We start from the raw sequence: 14,453 nt of genomic DNA, 5'->3' as shown, positions 1-14,453 counted from the left end.
GCAGCTTAGCCGGTGCGGTCGCGCAGGATCCGCGTGACGCCGCGGATGCGGCGCACATTGCGCATCAGACGGGCCAGGTGCACCCGGTCTTCAACCTGGATGGTGAAGATCAGCTGGGTCATCAGCTGGTCCTTGTCGTCATCCATGTTGACGTAGATGATGTTGGCGTCGGAATCGCCGATTTCGGCGGCGACGCGGGCCAGGATGCCTTTGTCGTTATGCACCAGCACCTTGATGCGGCAATCGAAACGGCGGTTCAGGTCCTCGCCCCACAGCACTTCGATCCAGCGGTCCGGATCCTTGTTGCGCTGGCGCTTGGCGATATTGCAGTCTTCGGCGTGCACCACCAGGCCCTGATCGCGTTTCAGCTGGCCGGTGATATGGTCGCCCGGAATCGGCTGGCAGCATGGCGACAGCTGTACCGACACGCCTTCGCTGCCATAGATCACCACCGGATCCATCTTGCCCGGGGCGGCGACGCCTTCCATGTCGAGCAGCGGCGTCACCAGCGGTTCGTTTTCCAGCAAGCCCATGATATGGCGCGCCACCAGGGTCGCCATGCGCTTGCCGACGCCGATGTCGGCATAGATCTCATCGAGCGACTTGGCGCTCGACTCATTCAGCAAGCGGTCGACCACGATAGGCGCCAGCACCGGATTCAGGTTGAGCATCGCCAGCGCCTGCGACAACAGCCGCTGGCCGAGTTCCACCGACTCGCTCAGGTTGATGGTGCGCAGGTGATGGCGGATGGCCGAACGCGCCTTGCCGGTGCGCACGAAGCTGAGCCAGTTGGGGCTCGGGCGCGAGCTGGGCGAGGTAATGATTTCGACGATGTCGCCGTTGTGCAGTTCGGTGCGTAGCGGCGCCGGTTCGTGGTTGATCTTGGCGGCGATGGTCTGGTCGCCGACGTCGGTATGGATGGTGTAGGCAAAATCGAGCGCCGTGGCGCCGCGCGGCAAGGCGATGATTTTCGATTTCGGCGTGAACACATACACCGAATCGGGGAACAGGTCGACCTTGACGTGCTCCAGGAATTCCGCCGAATCGCCGGTCTGTTTCTGGATGTCGAGCAGCGACTGCAGCCAAGCATGGGTGCGCTGCTGCAGGTCGCTCAGGTTGCCTTCTTCATCCTTGTACAGCCAATGTGCGGCCACGCCCGACTCGGCCACGCGATGCATGTCCTGGGTGCGGATCTGGAATTCCACCGGCGTGCCGTAAGGGCCGATCAGGGTAGTGTGCAGCGACTGGTAGCCGTTCAGCTTGGGAATCGCGATGTAATCCTTGAACTTGCCAGGCATCGGCTTGTACAGCGCATGCAGGGTGCCGAGCGCCAGGTAGCAGTTGGCGAAGGTGTCGACCACGATGCGGAAGCCGTAGACATCCAGCACCTGGGAAAACGACAGGTGCTTGTTGTGCATCTTGCGGTAGATGCCGAACAGGCTCTTTTCGCGGCCGTCTATCTGCGCATTGATGCCGGTCGCCGCCAGCGTGGTGCTGACCGATTCCAGGATCTTGCTGACCACTTCGCGGCGGTTGCCGCGCGCTGCCTTGACTGCCTTGGCCAGCGTGCGGTGGCGCAGCGGATACAGATGCGAGAACGCCAGTTCCTGCAGTTCGCGGTAAATATTGTTGAGGCCAAGCCGATGCGCGATCGGGATGTAGACCTCCATGGTCTCGCGCGCGATGCGGCGTTTCTTCTCCGGGATCATCACGCCCAGCGTGCGCATGTTGTGCAGGCGGTCGGCCAGCTTGACCAGGATCACGCGCACATCGCGCGCCATCGCCAGCAGCATCTTGCGGAAATTTTCGGCTTGGGCCTCGATCTGGCTCTGGAATTCGATCTTGTCCAGCTTCGACAAGCCATCCACCAAGGTCGCCACCGGCGCCCCGAAGCGTTCGATCAGCTCGTCTTTCTTGACGTCCTGGTCTTCCATGACGTCGTGCAGCAGGGCAGCCATGATCGCTTGCGCGTCGAGCTTCCAGTCGGCGCAGATTTCGGCGACCGCAATCGGATGCGAGATATAGGGTTCGCCGGATTTGCGCATCTGGCCCAGATGCATTTCATCCGAAAAGCGATACGCTTCCTTGACTTTCTTCAGCTCGGCTGGAGTCAGGTATTCGGCAAGCTTGGTGGTCAGGTGCGTGATCGAGGCAACGCCGGGTTGAAGCGCAGGCTGGTGATCTGGCAAGGGGGGAGTGTTCGCGGGTTTTCTGGCTGAGCGGGGGGAAGCCGCCCGTTTTTTAGTGGTTGCGGCTGACGACAGGCTTGAATCTGGAGATGTCAGGTTCATACTGGATAGTTATCAGCCGCATAATGTTAATGGTTAGCCAGGTACCTTCTTCAACATTTCGATACCAATCTTGCCGGCAGCGATTTCACGCAGGGCGACGACGGTTGGCTTGTCTTTAGCGTCAATCTTGGCGGTGTGGCCTTGCAGCAGCTGGCGTGCGCGATATGTCGCGGACAGCGTCAGCTGGAAGCGGTTAGGAATCTGTTTCAAACAATCTTCGATGGTAATGCGTGCCATATATTCTCCGGAAAACGGTATTGCAGGGTGTTGACTTAATATTAACTTAAATTGGCGTGTATGCCTAATTGGGCAAACAAGGACGCGTTGCGCACTGCCTGCTGAGAAAAGCGGCAGCGAGTGGCTTTGACGATCGCTGTTAATTCCGACAGAGCAGATGCAAACTCTTGATTAATAATAACATATTCAAACTCGGGGGCGTGCGCGATTTCGCCGCCGGCGGCAAGGATGCGGCGCGTAATGACCTGCGGTTCGTCCTGGCCACGCTTTTTCAGGCGGTCTTCCAGAGCTGCAATCGAGGGCGGCAGGATAAAAATGCCGACCGCGTGCGGGAACTGCTTCTTCACCTGCTGCGCGCCTTGCCAGTCGATTTCCAGCAAAACGTCGGTGCCTGACTGCATCTGTTCGGCAATCGCCAGGCGCGAAGTGCCGTAATAATTGGTGTGGACTTCGGCCCATTCCAGGAATTCGCCTTGCTTGTGGCGGGCGCGGAAGTCTTCGACGGTAGTGAAATGATACTCGCGGCCGTCCTGCTCGCCCGGGCGCGGCGGCCGCGTGGTGTAGGAGATCGACAGCTTGATGGCTTGTTCCTGCGCCAGCAGGGCGTTGACCAGCGTCGACTTGCCGGCGCCGGAAGGTGCTACCACCATGAACAGGCTGCCGGACATGGGATGTTCGTCCGGCATGGCCGAACCGGCCAGCAGTTCGTTTGGTGATGCAGGTATAAGTGGTGGTGTCATGACAGTCGAATAATGTGCAAGCTACAAGCATATTTAACATACTTGTATATAAGAGTGACATTGTATCAGCGCGGCAATAAGGCTGCAGCGCCGATTTGTATCTTTCCCGCATAGGACGAACGGCCGGTATATTGGCTGTGTGATAACGGTTGCCGGACATGGTGTACATTTATGGGTTTTCAAAAAAGCGCAGCAGATCGGACGCTAAGTTTGGATGATGCACAGATGACAAGGAAAGCCCATGGCGATCAAATTGCAGCAAAACGAGCAGAAAGACCTGGTTGGCGCTATCCAGCGCTATTTCAACGAAAACATGGACGAGCCGATCGGCGACCTGAAAGCCGGCATGCTGCTCGATTTCTGCCTGCGGGTGATCGGCCCCGGCATCTACAACCAGGCGATTGCCGATGCGCAGGCGCACATGGAGGCGAAAGTCTCGGACCTGGCGGTCGAGTGCTACGAAGAAACCGGTGATTACTGGAAGAAAAAATAGACCAGAAATGTAAACTGATACGGACTCGCCGCCCGGGAGCAAAGCTCACAGCTGCGAGGCAGCGAACGCTATAATGCAGGCAGCAGCTTCTACATTGATCCGCAATCCTAAATAACGCCATCCAGACTATGCATTATGTTTCCACTCGCGGCCACGCAGCCGCGCAAAATTTTTCCGAAATCCTGTTAGGCGGGCTGGCCCCGGATGGCGGCCTGTACCTGCCTGAGAAATATCCGCAAGTCACCGGCGCCGAACTGGATCAATGGCGCGGCCTGTCGTATGCCGACCTGGCGTTTGAAGTATTGAAGAAGTTTGCCACTGACGTGCCGGCCGCCGATCTGAAGGCGCTGGCGCACAAGACCTACAGCGCCGAGGTGTACCGCAATGCGCGGGCGGGCGAAGACGCCGGCCAGATCACGCCCCTGCGCCTGCTGGAAGAAAAGGATGGCGGCAAGCTGCTGCTGCAAGGCTTGTCAAACGGTCCGACGCTCGCCTTCAAGGACATGGCGATGCAGTTGCTGGGCAACCTGTTCGAATATACGCTAGCCAAGAACGACGCCAAGCTGAACATTTTCGGCGCCACTTCCGGCGATACCGGCAGCGCAGCGGAATATGCGATGCGCGGCAAAAAAGGCATACGCGTGTTCATGCTGTCGCCGCACAAGAAGATGAGCGCATTCCAGACCGCGCAGATGTTCAGCCTGCAAGATCCGAACATCTTCAATATCGCGGTCGAAGGCGTGTTCGACGACTGCCAGGACATGGTCAAGGCGGTGTCCAACGATCACGCCTTCAAGGCCAGCCAGAAGATCGGCACCGTCAACTCGATCAACTGGGCGCGCGTGGTGGCGCAGGTGGTGTATTACTTCCGCGGCTACCTGAGCGCGACCACCAGCAACGACCAGAAGGTATCGTTCACGGTCCCGTCAGGCAATTTCGGCAATATCTGCGCCGGCCATATCGCGCGCATGATGGGTTTGCCCATCGATAAGCTGGTGGCGGCCACCAACGAAAACGACGTGCTCGACGAATTTTTCCGCACCGGTATCTACCGGGTGCGCAAGTCGGCCGAGACCTATCACACCAGCAGCCCTAGCATGGATATCAGCAAGGCGTCCAATTTCGAACGTTTCATCCACGATTTGCTGGATGGCGACAGCGAGCGCGTGCGCGCCTTGTTCCACAAGGTGGAAACCGCAGGCGGCTTCAGCCTGGCGGGCGGCCCGGGCAGCGATGGCGATGAATTTGCCAAGATCGGCCGTTTCGGCTTCCAGTCCGGCAAGTCGACCCATCAGGACCGCTTGGCCACCATCCGCGATATCGAACAGCGCTACGGCGTCACCATCGACACCCACACCGCCGACGGCGTCAAGGTGGCGCGCGAATACATGGTCCCGGGCGTGCCGATGATTGTGCTGGAAACCGCCTTGCCGGCCAAGTTCAACGAGACCATCCGCGAAGCGCTGGGACGCGACGCCGAGCGGCCGGCCGGTTTTGAAAACATAGAAGCGCTGCCGCAGCGTTTCGAAGTGATGGCGGCCGACGTGGCGCAGGTGAAGGCCTTCATCGCCAGCCATACCGGCTTGTAAGCCTGCCGCGACCATGCAAAAACCTCCGATGTTATCTGTCGACGAAGCCCTCGAAGTATTGCTGGCGGCGCCGCGGCCGCTGGTTGACAGCGCTGCCGCGGAACAGGTCCCGACGCTGTCGGCCAACGGCCGGATACTGGCGGATGCCCAGGTTTCGCAGCTCAATGTGCCGCCTGCGGACAATACGCAAATGGACGGTTACGCAGTGCGCGCCGCGGATTGCGCTGGAGGTGCTGCGCGGTTATCCATCTCGCAGCGGATTCCCGCCGGCCATGTCGGTGCGCCGCTGCAGGCCGGTACGGCCGCCCGCATCTTTACCGGCGCCATGATTCCAGAAGGCGCCGATGCCGTGGTCATGCAGGAAATGTGCGAGGCCGACGGCGATGCGGTCATCATCAAACATGCGCCGGCTACAGGCGAATGGGTGCGCCGCGCCGGCGAAGATATCCGCAGCGGCAGCGTGATCCTGCCTGCCGGCACGCGCCTGCGGCCGCAGCATCTCGGCCTGGCGGCTTCGGTCGGGCTGGAAACGTTGCCGGTGCTGCGCAAGTTGCGGGTAGCTGTGTTTTTTACCGGCGACGAACTGACCATGCCCGGCCAGCCATTGAAACCGGGCGCCATCTACAACTCGAACCGGTTCGTCTTGCGCGGCCTGCTGGAAAACCTGGGCTGCGAAATCAGCGATTACGGCATCGTCCCCGACAATTGTGAAGCAACCCGCGAGGCGCTGCGCCTGGCGGCGCAAGAACATGACTTGATCCTCACCTCGGGCGGCGTGTCGGTCGGCGAAGAAGACCATGTCAAGCCGGCGGTGGAAGCGGAAGGGCGCCTGAACATGTGGCAGATCGCCATGAAACCGGGCAAGCCGCTGGCCTTCGGCGAAGTCCGCCGCGCCGCGGGCGGCACCGCCTTCTTTATCGGCTTGCCCGGCAATCCGGTATCGAGTTTTGTCACCTTCCTGATCTTTGTGCGACCCTTCATCCTGCACCAGCAAGGTGTGGCGGCAAGCGGGCTGGCGCCGCAGGCGATCGCCATGCGCGCCGATTTCGACTGGCCCAAGGCCGACCGCCGCCAGGAATTCCTGCGCGCAAGAATCAATGCCGACGGCGGCCTCGACCTGTTCCCGCAGCAAGGTTCGGGCGTCCTGACTTCCACCGTCTGGGGCGACGGCCTGGTCGACAATCCGGCCGGGAAAACCATCGCCAGGGGCGATTCGCTGCGCTTCCTGCCGTTTTCTGCGCTACTGTAGAACTTGTAATTGCCTGAAAAAGAGAATGTAATGAAAATCCAGCTGCGCTTTTTTGCCAGTATCCGCGAGGCGCTTAACCTGTCGCAGGAAACGCTGGAGCTGCCGGCTTCGATCGCCACCGTCGGCGAGCTGCGTACTTTCCTGCGCACGCGCGGCCCGGTCTGGGCCGAGGTGCTGGCCGAAGGGCGCTCGCTGCGCATGGCGTTCAACCAGGAACTGGCGAATGCCGATACCGCCCTGGCCGAGAGCGGCGAAGTGGCATTTTTCCCGCCGGTCACCGGCGGCTGATTCTGGTTTGTTGTTGTCCGTGAGGTCTTGACTATGCCCATCCGTGTTCAGGCTGAGGATTTCGATTTTGCCGCCGAGCTGGCGCAGCTGCGGCTGTCCAATCCGAAGATCGGCGCCGTCGTCAGCTTCCTCGGCACCGTGCGCGATCTGAGCGATGGCAGCGCCGTCGCCCAGATGGAGCTGGAGCATTATCCCGGCATGACGGAGAAAGCCCTGTCGGCCATTATCGACCAGGCCAAGCAGCGTTGGGAGATCTTCGACGCCCTGGTGATACACCGCATCGGCCCCTTGCTGCCGCTGGACCAGATCGTGCTGGTGGCGGTGAGCTCGGCGCATCGCGGCGATGCGTTTGCTGCCTGCGAATACATCATCGACTACCTGAAAACCGAAGCGCCGTTCTGGAAAAAGGAACACACGGAACAGGGTGCGCGCTGGGTCGACGCCCGCAGCACCGATGACGAGGCGCTGGCCAAATGGGAGCAGGACGCGTTGCCGCTGCCTATGCGCGAAAGCAAGAAGTGAGCTGGCGGTCGGCAGGCGGGTTTTGCGACTTATCGCGCCTTGGTTTTCTGATTTAGGACGTCTCTTAAAGACTTCTTGATAAAAAGAAAATAAATTGGCTGGGATGGCTCGATATGGGGAGACTGGCGATGGAAGCTAGGTCCAAAGCTGTTTATCTGCGAGAAGAGGTAAACAAAACAAAAAATCCGCGGAGGCGATCATTTGACGGCGGCGACGGCGGTGGCTATGATGAAAACATGGAAACCAGGGTTCTGAAACTTGAAGAATGTGTCACTGACTTTGTCACTGAAGCGCGCGACCGGCTGGCGCGGATAGAAACGCGCCTGGACCAGACCGCCACCAGCGCCGACATGCACAGGGAAATGACGGACCAGACCTGGCGGCTGGTGACGTTTGTCTGTGGCTTCGGTTCTGCGCTGGTAGCCGTGACCTACTTCATGGCCACGCATATCAAATAGTCCGGTTTTACGGATGCCATGCCAGCCCTTCCTTTGTGAAGGGCTTTTTATCGTCTAACTTGAAATCAGCAGGTCTGTCCCAATTTTCTACCCATTAGATATTTTGGAGGAACCATGCGTTTCGATAAATTAACCACAAAACTGCAGGAAGCGATTGCCGATGCCCAGAGCCAGGCCGTCGGTAACGACAATCAATATATCGATCCGGTCCATGCGCTGATCGCGCTGCTGAACCAGGACGACGGCAGCGCTACTTCGCTGCTGCAGCGGGCCGGCGTCAACGTCGCCGCCCTTGAAACCGGCCTGAAAGCCGCGCTGGAACGCCTGCCCAAGGTGAGCGGCGCCGGCGGCGAAGTACAGATAGGGCGCGAACTGCTGGCGCTGCTCAACCTGGCCGACAAAGAAGCGCAAAAACGCGGCGACCAGTTCATCGCCAGCGAGATGCTGTTGCTGGCCCTGCTCGACGACAAATCGGACGCCGGTCGTCTTGCGCGTGAAAACGGCCTGACGCGCAAGGCGCTGGAAGCCGCGATCACGGCGGTGCGCGGCGGCGCCAATGTGGCTTCCCAGGATGGCGAAGGCCAGCGCGAAGCCCTGAAAAAATATACCCTGGATCTGACCGAACGGGCGCGCCTCGGCAAGCTCGATCCGGTGATCGGCCGCGACGACGAAATCCGGCGCGCGATCCAGGTGCTGCAGCGGCGCAGCAAGAACAATCCGGTGCTGATCGGCGAACCGGGCGTCGGCAAGACCGCGATCGTCGAAGGCCTGGCGCAGCGGATCGTCAACGGCGAAGTGCCGGACAGTCTGAAATCGAAGCGCGTCCTGTCGCTCGACATGGCGGCCTTGCTGGCCGGCGCGAAATTCCGCGGTGAATTCGAAGAGCGGCTGAAAGCGGTGCTCAAGGAAATCGCCCAGGACGAAGGGCAAACCATTGTTTTCATCGACGAACTGCACACCATGGTCGGCGCCGGCAAGGCGGAAGGCGCGATGGATGCCGGCAACATGCTGAAACCCGCGCTGGCGCGCGGCGAATTGCATTGTGTCGGTGCGACCACGCTGGACGAATATCGCAAGTACATCGAAAAAGACGCGGCGCTGGAACGGCGTTTCCAGAAAATCCTGGTGGACGAACCTAGCGTCGAAGCGACGATTGCGATCCTGCGCGGCTTGCAGGAAAAATACGAAGTCCACCATGGCGTGGAAATTACCGATCCGGCGATTGTCGCGGCGGCGGAATTGTCGCATCGCTACATCACCGACCGTTTCCTGCCGGACAAGGCGATCGACCTGATCGACGAAGCCGCAGCCAAGATCAAGATCGAAATCGACTCCAAGCCGGAGGTGATGGACAAGCTCGACCGCCGCCTGATCCAGCTCAAGATCGAGCGCGAAGCGGTGCGCCGCGAGAAGGATGAAGCCTCGCAAAAACGCTTCTCCCTGATCGAGGAAGAAATCGAGAAGCTGTCGCGCGAATATGCCGACCTCGAGGAAATCTGGAAATCGGAAAAAGCCAGCGCCCAGGGCAGCAAGCACCTGAAGGAAGAGATCGAGAAGCTGCGCCTGCAAATTGACGAAGCGACGCGCAACAGCGACTGGCAAAAGGTTTCCGAGCTGAAGTACGGCAAGCTGAATGAGCTGGAAAAAGCGCTGGAAACCCAGTCCAGGCAGGATGCGCTGGCGGCCGCGCACCCGGATCCGGACGGCAGGCCACAGCTGGTGCGGACCCAGGTCGGCGCCGACGAAATCGCCGAGATCGTCTCGCGCGCTACCGGCATCCCGGTATCCAAGATGCTGCAGGGCGAGCGCGACAAGCTGGTCAAGATGGAGGACGAATTGCACAAGCGCGTGGTGGGCCAGAACGAGGCCATCGTCGCGGTGTCGGATGCGATCCGCCGTTCGCGCGCCGGGCTGAGCGATCCTGACCGCCCATACGGCTCGTTCATGTTCCTCGGCCCGACCGGCGTCGGCAAGACCGAGCTGTGCAAGGCCCTGGCCGGTTTCCTGTTCGACAGCACCGACGCCCTGATCCGCATCGACATGAGCGAATTCATGGAGAAGCATTCGGTCGCGCGCCTGATCGGCGCGCCGCCTGGCTATGTCGGCTACGAGGAGGGCGGTTACCTGACCGAGCTGGTGCGCCGCAAGCCGTACAGCGTGATACTGCTGGATGAAATCGAAAAAGCCCATCCGGACGTATTCAATGTGCTGCTGCAGGTGCTGGACGACGGCCGCATGACGGATGGCCAGGGCCGCACGGTGGATTTCAAGAACACGGTGATCGTGATGACCTCGAACCTGGGCTCGCATCGGATCCAGGCGATGGAGGGTAGCGATCCGGCCGTGGTGAAGATGGAAGTGATGGCTGAAGTCAGGAACCATTTCCGCCCCGAGTTCATCAACCGCATCGATGAAATCGTGGTGTTCCATGCCCTCGACGAGAAGAACATCGGCTCGATCGCCAAGATCCAGCTGAAGATCCTCGAACAGCGGCTGGCGAAAATGGACATGGGCCTGGTGATTTCGGAAGCCGGCCTGCAAAAGATCGCCGAAGCGGGTTTCGATCCGGTGTATGGCGCGCGGCCGTTAAAGCGCGCGATCCAGCAGCAGATCGAGAATCCTTTGTCGAAATTGATTCTCGAAGGCAAGTTCGGTCCGAAGGACATCGTTCATATAAATGTTAACAATGGTGAGATAGTGTTCAAAGTGATAATCTAAGCTCAGATTTTACAGACGCAAACAGGTAGAATCGCGGCAGGCTTGATCGTGTTGCTTTATGAATTAAAGGTCACATGGCGATGCCGTGTGACCTTTTTTTAGGTCTATGCTCTTGGTCCGTATTGCTGGTTTACAGGTGAATGTTATGAATTGTGCATTCAATTGTGGATCGCGACGGGAGCGCGCATTTTTGCCGTATGCAAAGATGCGGGAATATCTTCCTGAAGCCAGGCGCCGATTATTGTAATTTCGAGGCAAATTTGAAGCGAACGTCACTCCAACGCTTATTCATTTTGCCGTTTGCAGCGCTGCTGTTGTGTCTGGCCGTTTCAGTCGGCTGGCTGCTCTATCAAACCGGCCAGGACGCCACCGATGCGTTGTCGCAAAAGGTCCTGGCGGACATGATGGGGGGCATTGACAGCGCAATCAACAGGCAATTGTTCGACGCCGGCGCGGCGTTGCGGGTAGTCGCGCCTGATCAGGTCGCCGGCGCCGCCAACAAGAGCCCGACGCCGATCCCGTTTCCTGCCAGCATCGGACGGCTGGAAGAGCGCATGTGGATTGCCAGCGGCCTGTTTCCGACCATCGGCAGCGTGATCAGCTTTGCCGGCGTCGACGGCCATTATGTCGGCATCCGCCGCACCGCCGCCAATGAATTCCGGGTCAGGCTGAGGGGGGCGGGCGAAGGTCCCACCCACTTGTATCGCAGCCGCGGTCCTGCCACCGAGAAGATCTTGCTGGAGACGGAAAACTATGAGCCGCGCGAGCAAAGCTGGTACCTGAATGCTGTCAGCCAGCGCAAAGACATATGGTCGCCGGTGTTCATCGATGCCTCCAGCAGCGAGCCGGTATTGATGCTGGCGCGGCCGGTCTACGACGGCGAACAGGAAGTGCTTGGCGTGGTGGCCAGGGAGCTGTCGCTGTGGCCGCTGCGGGAATACCTGCAGGCGCTGCCGATGGACAAGAACGGCGTCGCTTTCGTGGCCGAGCCCAATGGCGACCTGGTCATTGCTTCCAATGGCGAAGGCGCATTTGCGCCGCGCAACGGCGCCCAGAACCAGCACATCAGGAACAATCTGAAAGATGTTGCCGCACCCTTCATGCGCCAGAGCTGGCAGCTGGTGCAAAACTATTTGCAGAAACACCGGGAAACGGCGCCGGTTACCGATCCGATAGCGGCTTCGGCCGCCAGCCCGCCCAAGCCGGGCAAGCTGATCGTCGGCGCATTCCCCAGCAAATACGGGCAGATCGAAGTGGCGGCGCAAATCCATCGCGATGCTGCCGGACTGGAGTGGGTGGCGGTGGTCGCCTTGCCGCGTTCCGATTTCTGGGGAGCGGTCAATTCCAGCGTCTACAAGAGCTTGTACCTGGGCCTGCTGGTGATCCTGCTGGCGCTGTTGTTCGGCTACGCGATACTGCGCTGGGTCCTGCGCGACATCCGCAAGCTGACGCTGGCGGTGCGCAGCATAGGCAGCGGCCGGCCATTCGCCAAACTGAATATCGACCGCAAGGATGAGATCGGCGAACTGGCGCAAAGCTTCCAGGAGATGGAGCGCAACCTGCGCACCGACCGTCTTACCAGCCTGCTCAATCGCGATTCCCTGATTGCGCAAATCGAATTTCGCCGGCGCACCGACGTCGAACCGCATCTTTTCCGCTTTGCCGTGCTGTTCGTCGACCTCGACAAGTTCAAGCAGGTCAACGACCATTACGGCCATGACGAGGGCGACCGGGTCCTGATCGAGGTTGGGTTGCGCTTGCAAAATACCTTGCGCAAGGAAGACGAGGTGGCGCGTTTCGGCGGCGACGAATTCATCGTGTACCTGCCTGGCGTGGCCGACGAAGAATCGGCGCTGGCGATCGCGGAAAAGATCTATGCGGTACTGAACAAGCCGATCCTGATGGCCAACGGTGAACACTGCCAGATCGGTGCCTCCATCGGCGGCGCCTTGTATCCGGCCGACGGCCTCGACCTGGAAACCTTGTTGAAGGTGGCCGACAAGCGGATGTATAGTGTCAAGAAATTCGGCGGCCTGACGTTTTCGTCGGACGACTGATCTTTTTCTGACTGCCCGCGACGGAGATGCAATGACTTTTTCTACCTGCGATTTATGCGACGCCAACGAAGACAAGCTTGGCACCGCCGCCCTGGCGGTCTTGCCGCCGGTATTCATCTCCTTCGGCCAGCGCCAGGCGTTCTCCGGCCCGGCGCGCACCCTGAAAGTCCATGAAGACAACGTGCTGGTGCGCAGCACGCTGGAAACCGCGGGCGACGGCCAGGTGCTGGTGATCGACGGCGGCGGCAGCTTGCGCTGCGCGCTGGTCGGCGGCAACCTTGGCGTCCTGGCGCAAAAGAACGGCTGGGCCGGCATCATCGTCAACGGTTGCGTGCGCGATTCGGCCGAATTGAACGCCTGCGATATCGGCGTGCGCGCGCTGGCGCTCCATCCGCAACGCAGCGTGCGCAAGGGAGTAGGGGAGCGCGACGTCAGCGTCGCCATCGCCGGCGTGACGGTGGCCCCGGGCGCGTGGATCTATGCCGATGCAGACGGCGTGCTGGTGGCCAGCCAAAAACTGCTGTAGGCCGGAATGCCAAATCAATAACTGTTTCGCGCTGGCTGCCTTGAGGGCGCCCGCGTCACCTCCCGTTTTCCAAACCATTTCCCTTCTGCATAGCCTTGCGCGGCCCGTCAATTGGCGCCGGCCGGGGCTGTTGACGCCCGTTTTTCATCCTCAAAACCATTCCTCTCTGTCAGGCAAATCCATAAAAGTAATAAGGGTAATTGCTAATGATATTGAGAATGATTCGTGTTTATGTTACCTTGGGAACCATCTTATCAGAGCGGAGTGAATTTATGGCGCAAATGCTTGGAGGGGCGAAGTCTTCGGCAGCGGCATCGCTAGTGAGAAATGCGTCGATCTTCAGTTCCAGTGCATCCTCTGCCGCCGGCCCATTGCTCGACATACTGATCGCGAACCGCCCGCTGTACGTGAATGTCGCGCGCGGCTTCGTCGGCTGCACCAGCCGGGCGGAAGACGTGGTGCACGATGTCTTCCTCAAGCTGGTCGACCTCCCGGGCCAGGATGCCATCCGCCAGCCGATCGCCTATGTAATGCGGATGGTGCGCAATGCCTCTATTGACGCTTGCCGGCGCCAGAACCTTGAAAATATCTACCATGCCGATGAAGACAGCGGCCTCAACATGCCGTCGCAAGAGCCGTCTCCCGAGGCGGCGCTGGTAGTGCGCGACAGGCTGCGTCACGTCTACGACGCATTGGCGCAGCTGCCGGCGCGCAGCCGCGCGGCATTCGAGATGGTGCGCATGCGCGAAGAAACCTTGCAGAGCACCGCGCGCGCGCTCAATGTCTCGCAGACGCTGGTGCATTTCATGGTGCGCGACGTTGAAAAGCACTGCAGCGCCTGCCTGGATGCCTGCGATCGCGGCGCCGCGCTGCCGATGTTCCATGCCAGCGCTGCCCGCGATGGTAAAAAAGCGCGCGCGCCAATCGTCTTCATAAAGTAGAGGCGGCGTTTGGGCGCAGTAAGCACCATCTGCCGCCGTTTCCTTAATGCATTTCGAACCAGGACTGACCATGACACAAACACAGAATTCCGCCGCCGCAGAGGCAGATGACGTTATCTACACAGTCGTCATCAACGACGAAGAGCAGTACTCGATCTGGCCGACTTTCCGCGCCGTGCCGGCCGGCTGGCGCGAGGTCGGCGTGAGCGGCCCGAAAGCCGCATGCCTTGCGCATATCGAGTCAGCCTGGACCGACATGCGCCCGGCCAGCCTGCGCCGCCATATGGATGACGCTGCAGCGCAGGCGCGCGGGACCTTATCATAATTAGGTAATCGGGTAATCC

The 14,453-nt window shown here is 60.0% G+C and carries 14 protein-coding genes; 11 read left to right on the top strand and 3 right to left on the bottom strand.

Annotated features, from left to right (window positions below; translation table 11 throughout):
- Positions 1–5 precede the first annotated feature (5 nt).
- Genes CFU_RS11940 through gmk form a run of 3 tightly spaced genes read right to left on the bottom strand, consistent with a single transcriptional unit; the run spans position 6 to position 3,214 of the window.
- Positions 6–2,291: a RelA/SpoT family protein gene (locus CFU_RS11940; RefSeq protein WP_014006296.1), complete on the bottom strand. Its 2,286-nt coding sequence runs from the start codon at positions 2,289–2,291 to the stop codon at positions 6–8.
- A 33-nt stretch (positions 2,292–2,324) separates the two neighbouring features.
- Positions 2,325–2,528, bottom strand: a complete 204-nt coding sequence (rpoZ, locus tag CFU_RS11935) for a DNA-directed RNA polymerase subunit omega (RefSeq protein WP_014006295.1) — start codon at positions 2,526–2,528, stop codon at positions 2,325–2,327.
- Positions 2,529–2,569: 41 nt separating this feature from the next.
- Complete coding sequence (gene gmk, locus CFU_RS11930) at positions 2,570–3,214, bottom strand: guanylate kinase (RefSeq protein ID WP_014006294.1); 645 nt, start codon at positions 3,212–3,214, stop codon at positions 2,570–2,572.
- Positions 3,215–3,509: 295 nt separating this feature from the next.
- Here gmk and CFU_RS11925 point away from each other — a divergent pair, with 295 nt between their 5' ends.
- The 11 genes from CFU_RS11925 to CFU_RS11875 all read left to right on the top strand — a co-directional run bounded on the left by CFU_RS11925 (position 3,510) and on the right by CFU_RS11875 (position 14,434).
- Positions 3,510–3,761, top strand: a complete 252-nt coding sequence (locus CFU_RS11925; RefSeq protein ID WP_014006293.1) for a DUF2164 domain-containing protein — start codon at positions 3,510–3,512, stop codon at positions 3,759–3,761.
- 128 nt (positions 3,762–3,889) lie between these two features.
- Positions 3,890–5,350: a threonine synthase gene (gene thrC / locus CFU_RS11920; RefSeq protein WP_014006292.1), complete on the top strand. Its 1,461-nt coding sequence runs from the start codon at positions 3,890–3,892 to the stop codon at positions 5,348–5,350.
- Positions 5,351–5,363: 13 nt separating this feature from the next.
- Positions 5,364–6,599: a gephyrin-like molybdotransferase Glp gene (glp, locus tag CFU_RS11915; RefSeq protein ID WP_014006291.1), complete on the top strand. Its 1,236-nt coding sequence runs from the start codon at positions 5,364–5,366 to the stop codon at positions 6,597–6,599.
- Positions 6,600–6,629: 30 nt separating this feature from the next.
- Positions 6,630–6,887, top strand: a complete 258-nt coding sequence (moaD, locus tag CFU_RS11910; RefSeq protein ID WP_041741863.1) for a molybdopterin converting factor subunit 1 — start codon at positions 6,630–6,632, stop codon at positions 6,885–6,887.
- A 33-nt stretch (positions 6,888–6,920) separates the two neighbouring features.
- A complete protein-coding gene (locus CFU_RS11905) occupies positions 6,921–7,409 on the top strand; it encodes a molybdenum cofactor biosynthesis protein MoaE (protein WP_041743390.1) in 489 nt (162 codons plus the stop codon).
- Positions 7,410–7,645: 236 nt separating this feature from the next.
- The gene (locus CFU_RS11900; RefSeq protein WP_041741861.1) at positions 7,646–7,867 is read left to right on the top strand and encodes a hypothetical protein; all 222 of its coding nucleotides are present in this window, start codon (positions 7,646–7,648) and stop codon (positions 7,865–7,867) included.
- Positions 7,868–7,981: 114 nt separating this feature from the next.
- Positions 7,982–10,585 (top strand): ATP-dependent chaperone ClpB, encoded by a 2,604-nt coding sequence (clpB, locus tag CFU_RS11895; protein WP_014006287.1) that lies wholly within the window; start codon positions 7,982–7,984, stop codon positions 10,583–10,585.
- Positions 10,586–10,899: 314 nt separating this feature from the next.
- Positions 10,900–12,642: a diguanylate cyclase gene (locus tag CFU_RS11890; protein WP_238531299.1), complete on the top strand. Its 1,743-nt coding sequence runs from the start codon at positions 10,900–10,902 to the stop codon at positions 12,640–12,642.
- A 31-nt stretch (positions 12,643–12,673) separates the two neighbouring features.
- Positions 12,674–13,168, top strand: coding sequence for a ribonuclease E activity regulator RraA (gene rraA, locus CFU_RS11885; protein WP_041741857.1), 495 nt, complete (start codon positions 12,674–12,676; stop codon positions 13,166–13,168).
- Between the two features lie 272 nt (positions 13,169–13,440).
- Positions 13,441–14,109, top strand: coding sequence for an RNA polymerase factor sigma-70 (locus CFU_RS11880; protein WP_050808569.1), 669 nt, complete (start codon positions 13,441–13,443; stop codon positions 14,107–14,109).
- Positions 14,110–14,179: 70 nt separating this feature from the next.
- Positions 14,180–14,434, top strand: coding sequence for an MbtH family protein (locus CFU_RS11875; protein WP_041743388.1), 255 nt, complete (start codon positions 14,180–14,182; stop codon positions 14,432–14,434).
- Positions 14,435–14,453 lie beyond the last annotated feature (19 nt).

Origin of the sequence: Collimonas fungivorans Ter331 (genome assembly GCF_000221045.1) — a bacterium.
GTDB classification, from domain to species: Bacteria; Pseudomonadota; Gammaproteobacteria; order Burkholderiales; family Burkholderiaceae_D; genus Collimonas; species Collimonas fungivorans_A.
The sequence above is the reverse complement of the archived record's forward strand: the minus strand, read 5'-3'. Positions and strand labels throughout refer to the sequence as shown.

Bases quoted from the DNA above. Each gene is read 5' to 3' on its own strand.
- CFU_RS11940 (WP_014006296.1), bottom strand. From the start codon at position 2,291: ATGAACCTGACATCTCCAGATTCAAGCCTGTCGTCAGCCGCAACCACT.
- rpoZ (WP_014006295.1), bottom strand. From the start codon at position 2,528: ATGGCACGCATTACCATCGAAGATTGTTTGAAACAGATTCCTAACCGC.
- gmk (WP_014006294.1), bottom strand. From the start codon at position 3,214: ATGCCGGACGAACATCCCATGTCCGGCAGCCTGTTCATGGTGGTAGCA.
- CFU_RS11925 (WP_014006293.1), top strand. From the start codon at position 3,510: ATGGCGATCAAATTGCAGCAAAACGAGCAGAAAGACCTGGTTGGCGCT.
- thrC (WP_014006292.1), top strand. From the start codon at position 3,890: ATGCATTATGTTTCCACTCGCGGCCACGCAGCCGCGCAAAATTTTTCC.
- glp (WP_014006291.1), top strand. From the start codon at position 5,364: ATGCAAAAACCTCCGATGTTATCTGTCGACGAAGCCCTCGAAGTATTG.
- moaD (WP_041741863.1), top strand. From the start codon at position 6,630: ATGAAAATCCAGCTGCGCTTTTTTGCCAGTATCCGCGAGGCGCTTAAC.
- CFU_RS11905 (WP_041743390.1), top strand. From the start codon at position 6,921: ATGCCCATCCGTGTTCAGGCTGAGGATTTCGATTTTGCCGCCGAGCTG.
- CFU_RS11900 (WP_041741861.1), top strand. From the start codon at position 7,646: ATGGAAACCAGGGTTCTGAAACTTGAAGAATGTGTCACTGACTTTGTC.
- clpB (WP_014006287.1), top strand. From the start codon at position 7,982: ATGCGTTTCGATAAATTAACCACAAAACTGCAGGAAGCGATTGCCGAT.
- rraA (WP_041741857.1), top strand. From the start codon at position 12,674: ATGACTTTTTCTACCTGCGATTTATGCGACGCCAACGAAGACAAGCTT.
- CFU_RS11880 (WP_050808569.1), top strand. From the start codon at position 13,441: ATGGCGCAAATGCTTGGAGGGGCGAAGTCTTCGGCAGCGGCATCGCTA.
- CFU_RS11875 (WP_041743388.1), top strand. From the start codon at position 14,180: ATGACACAAACACAGAATTCCGCCGCCGCAGAGGCAGATGACGTTATC.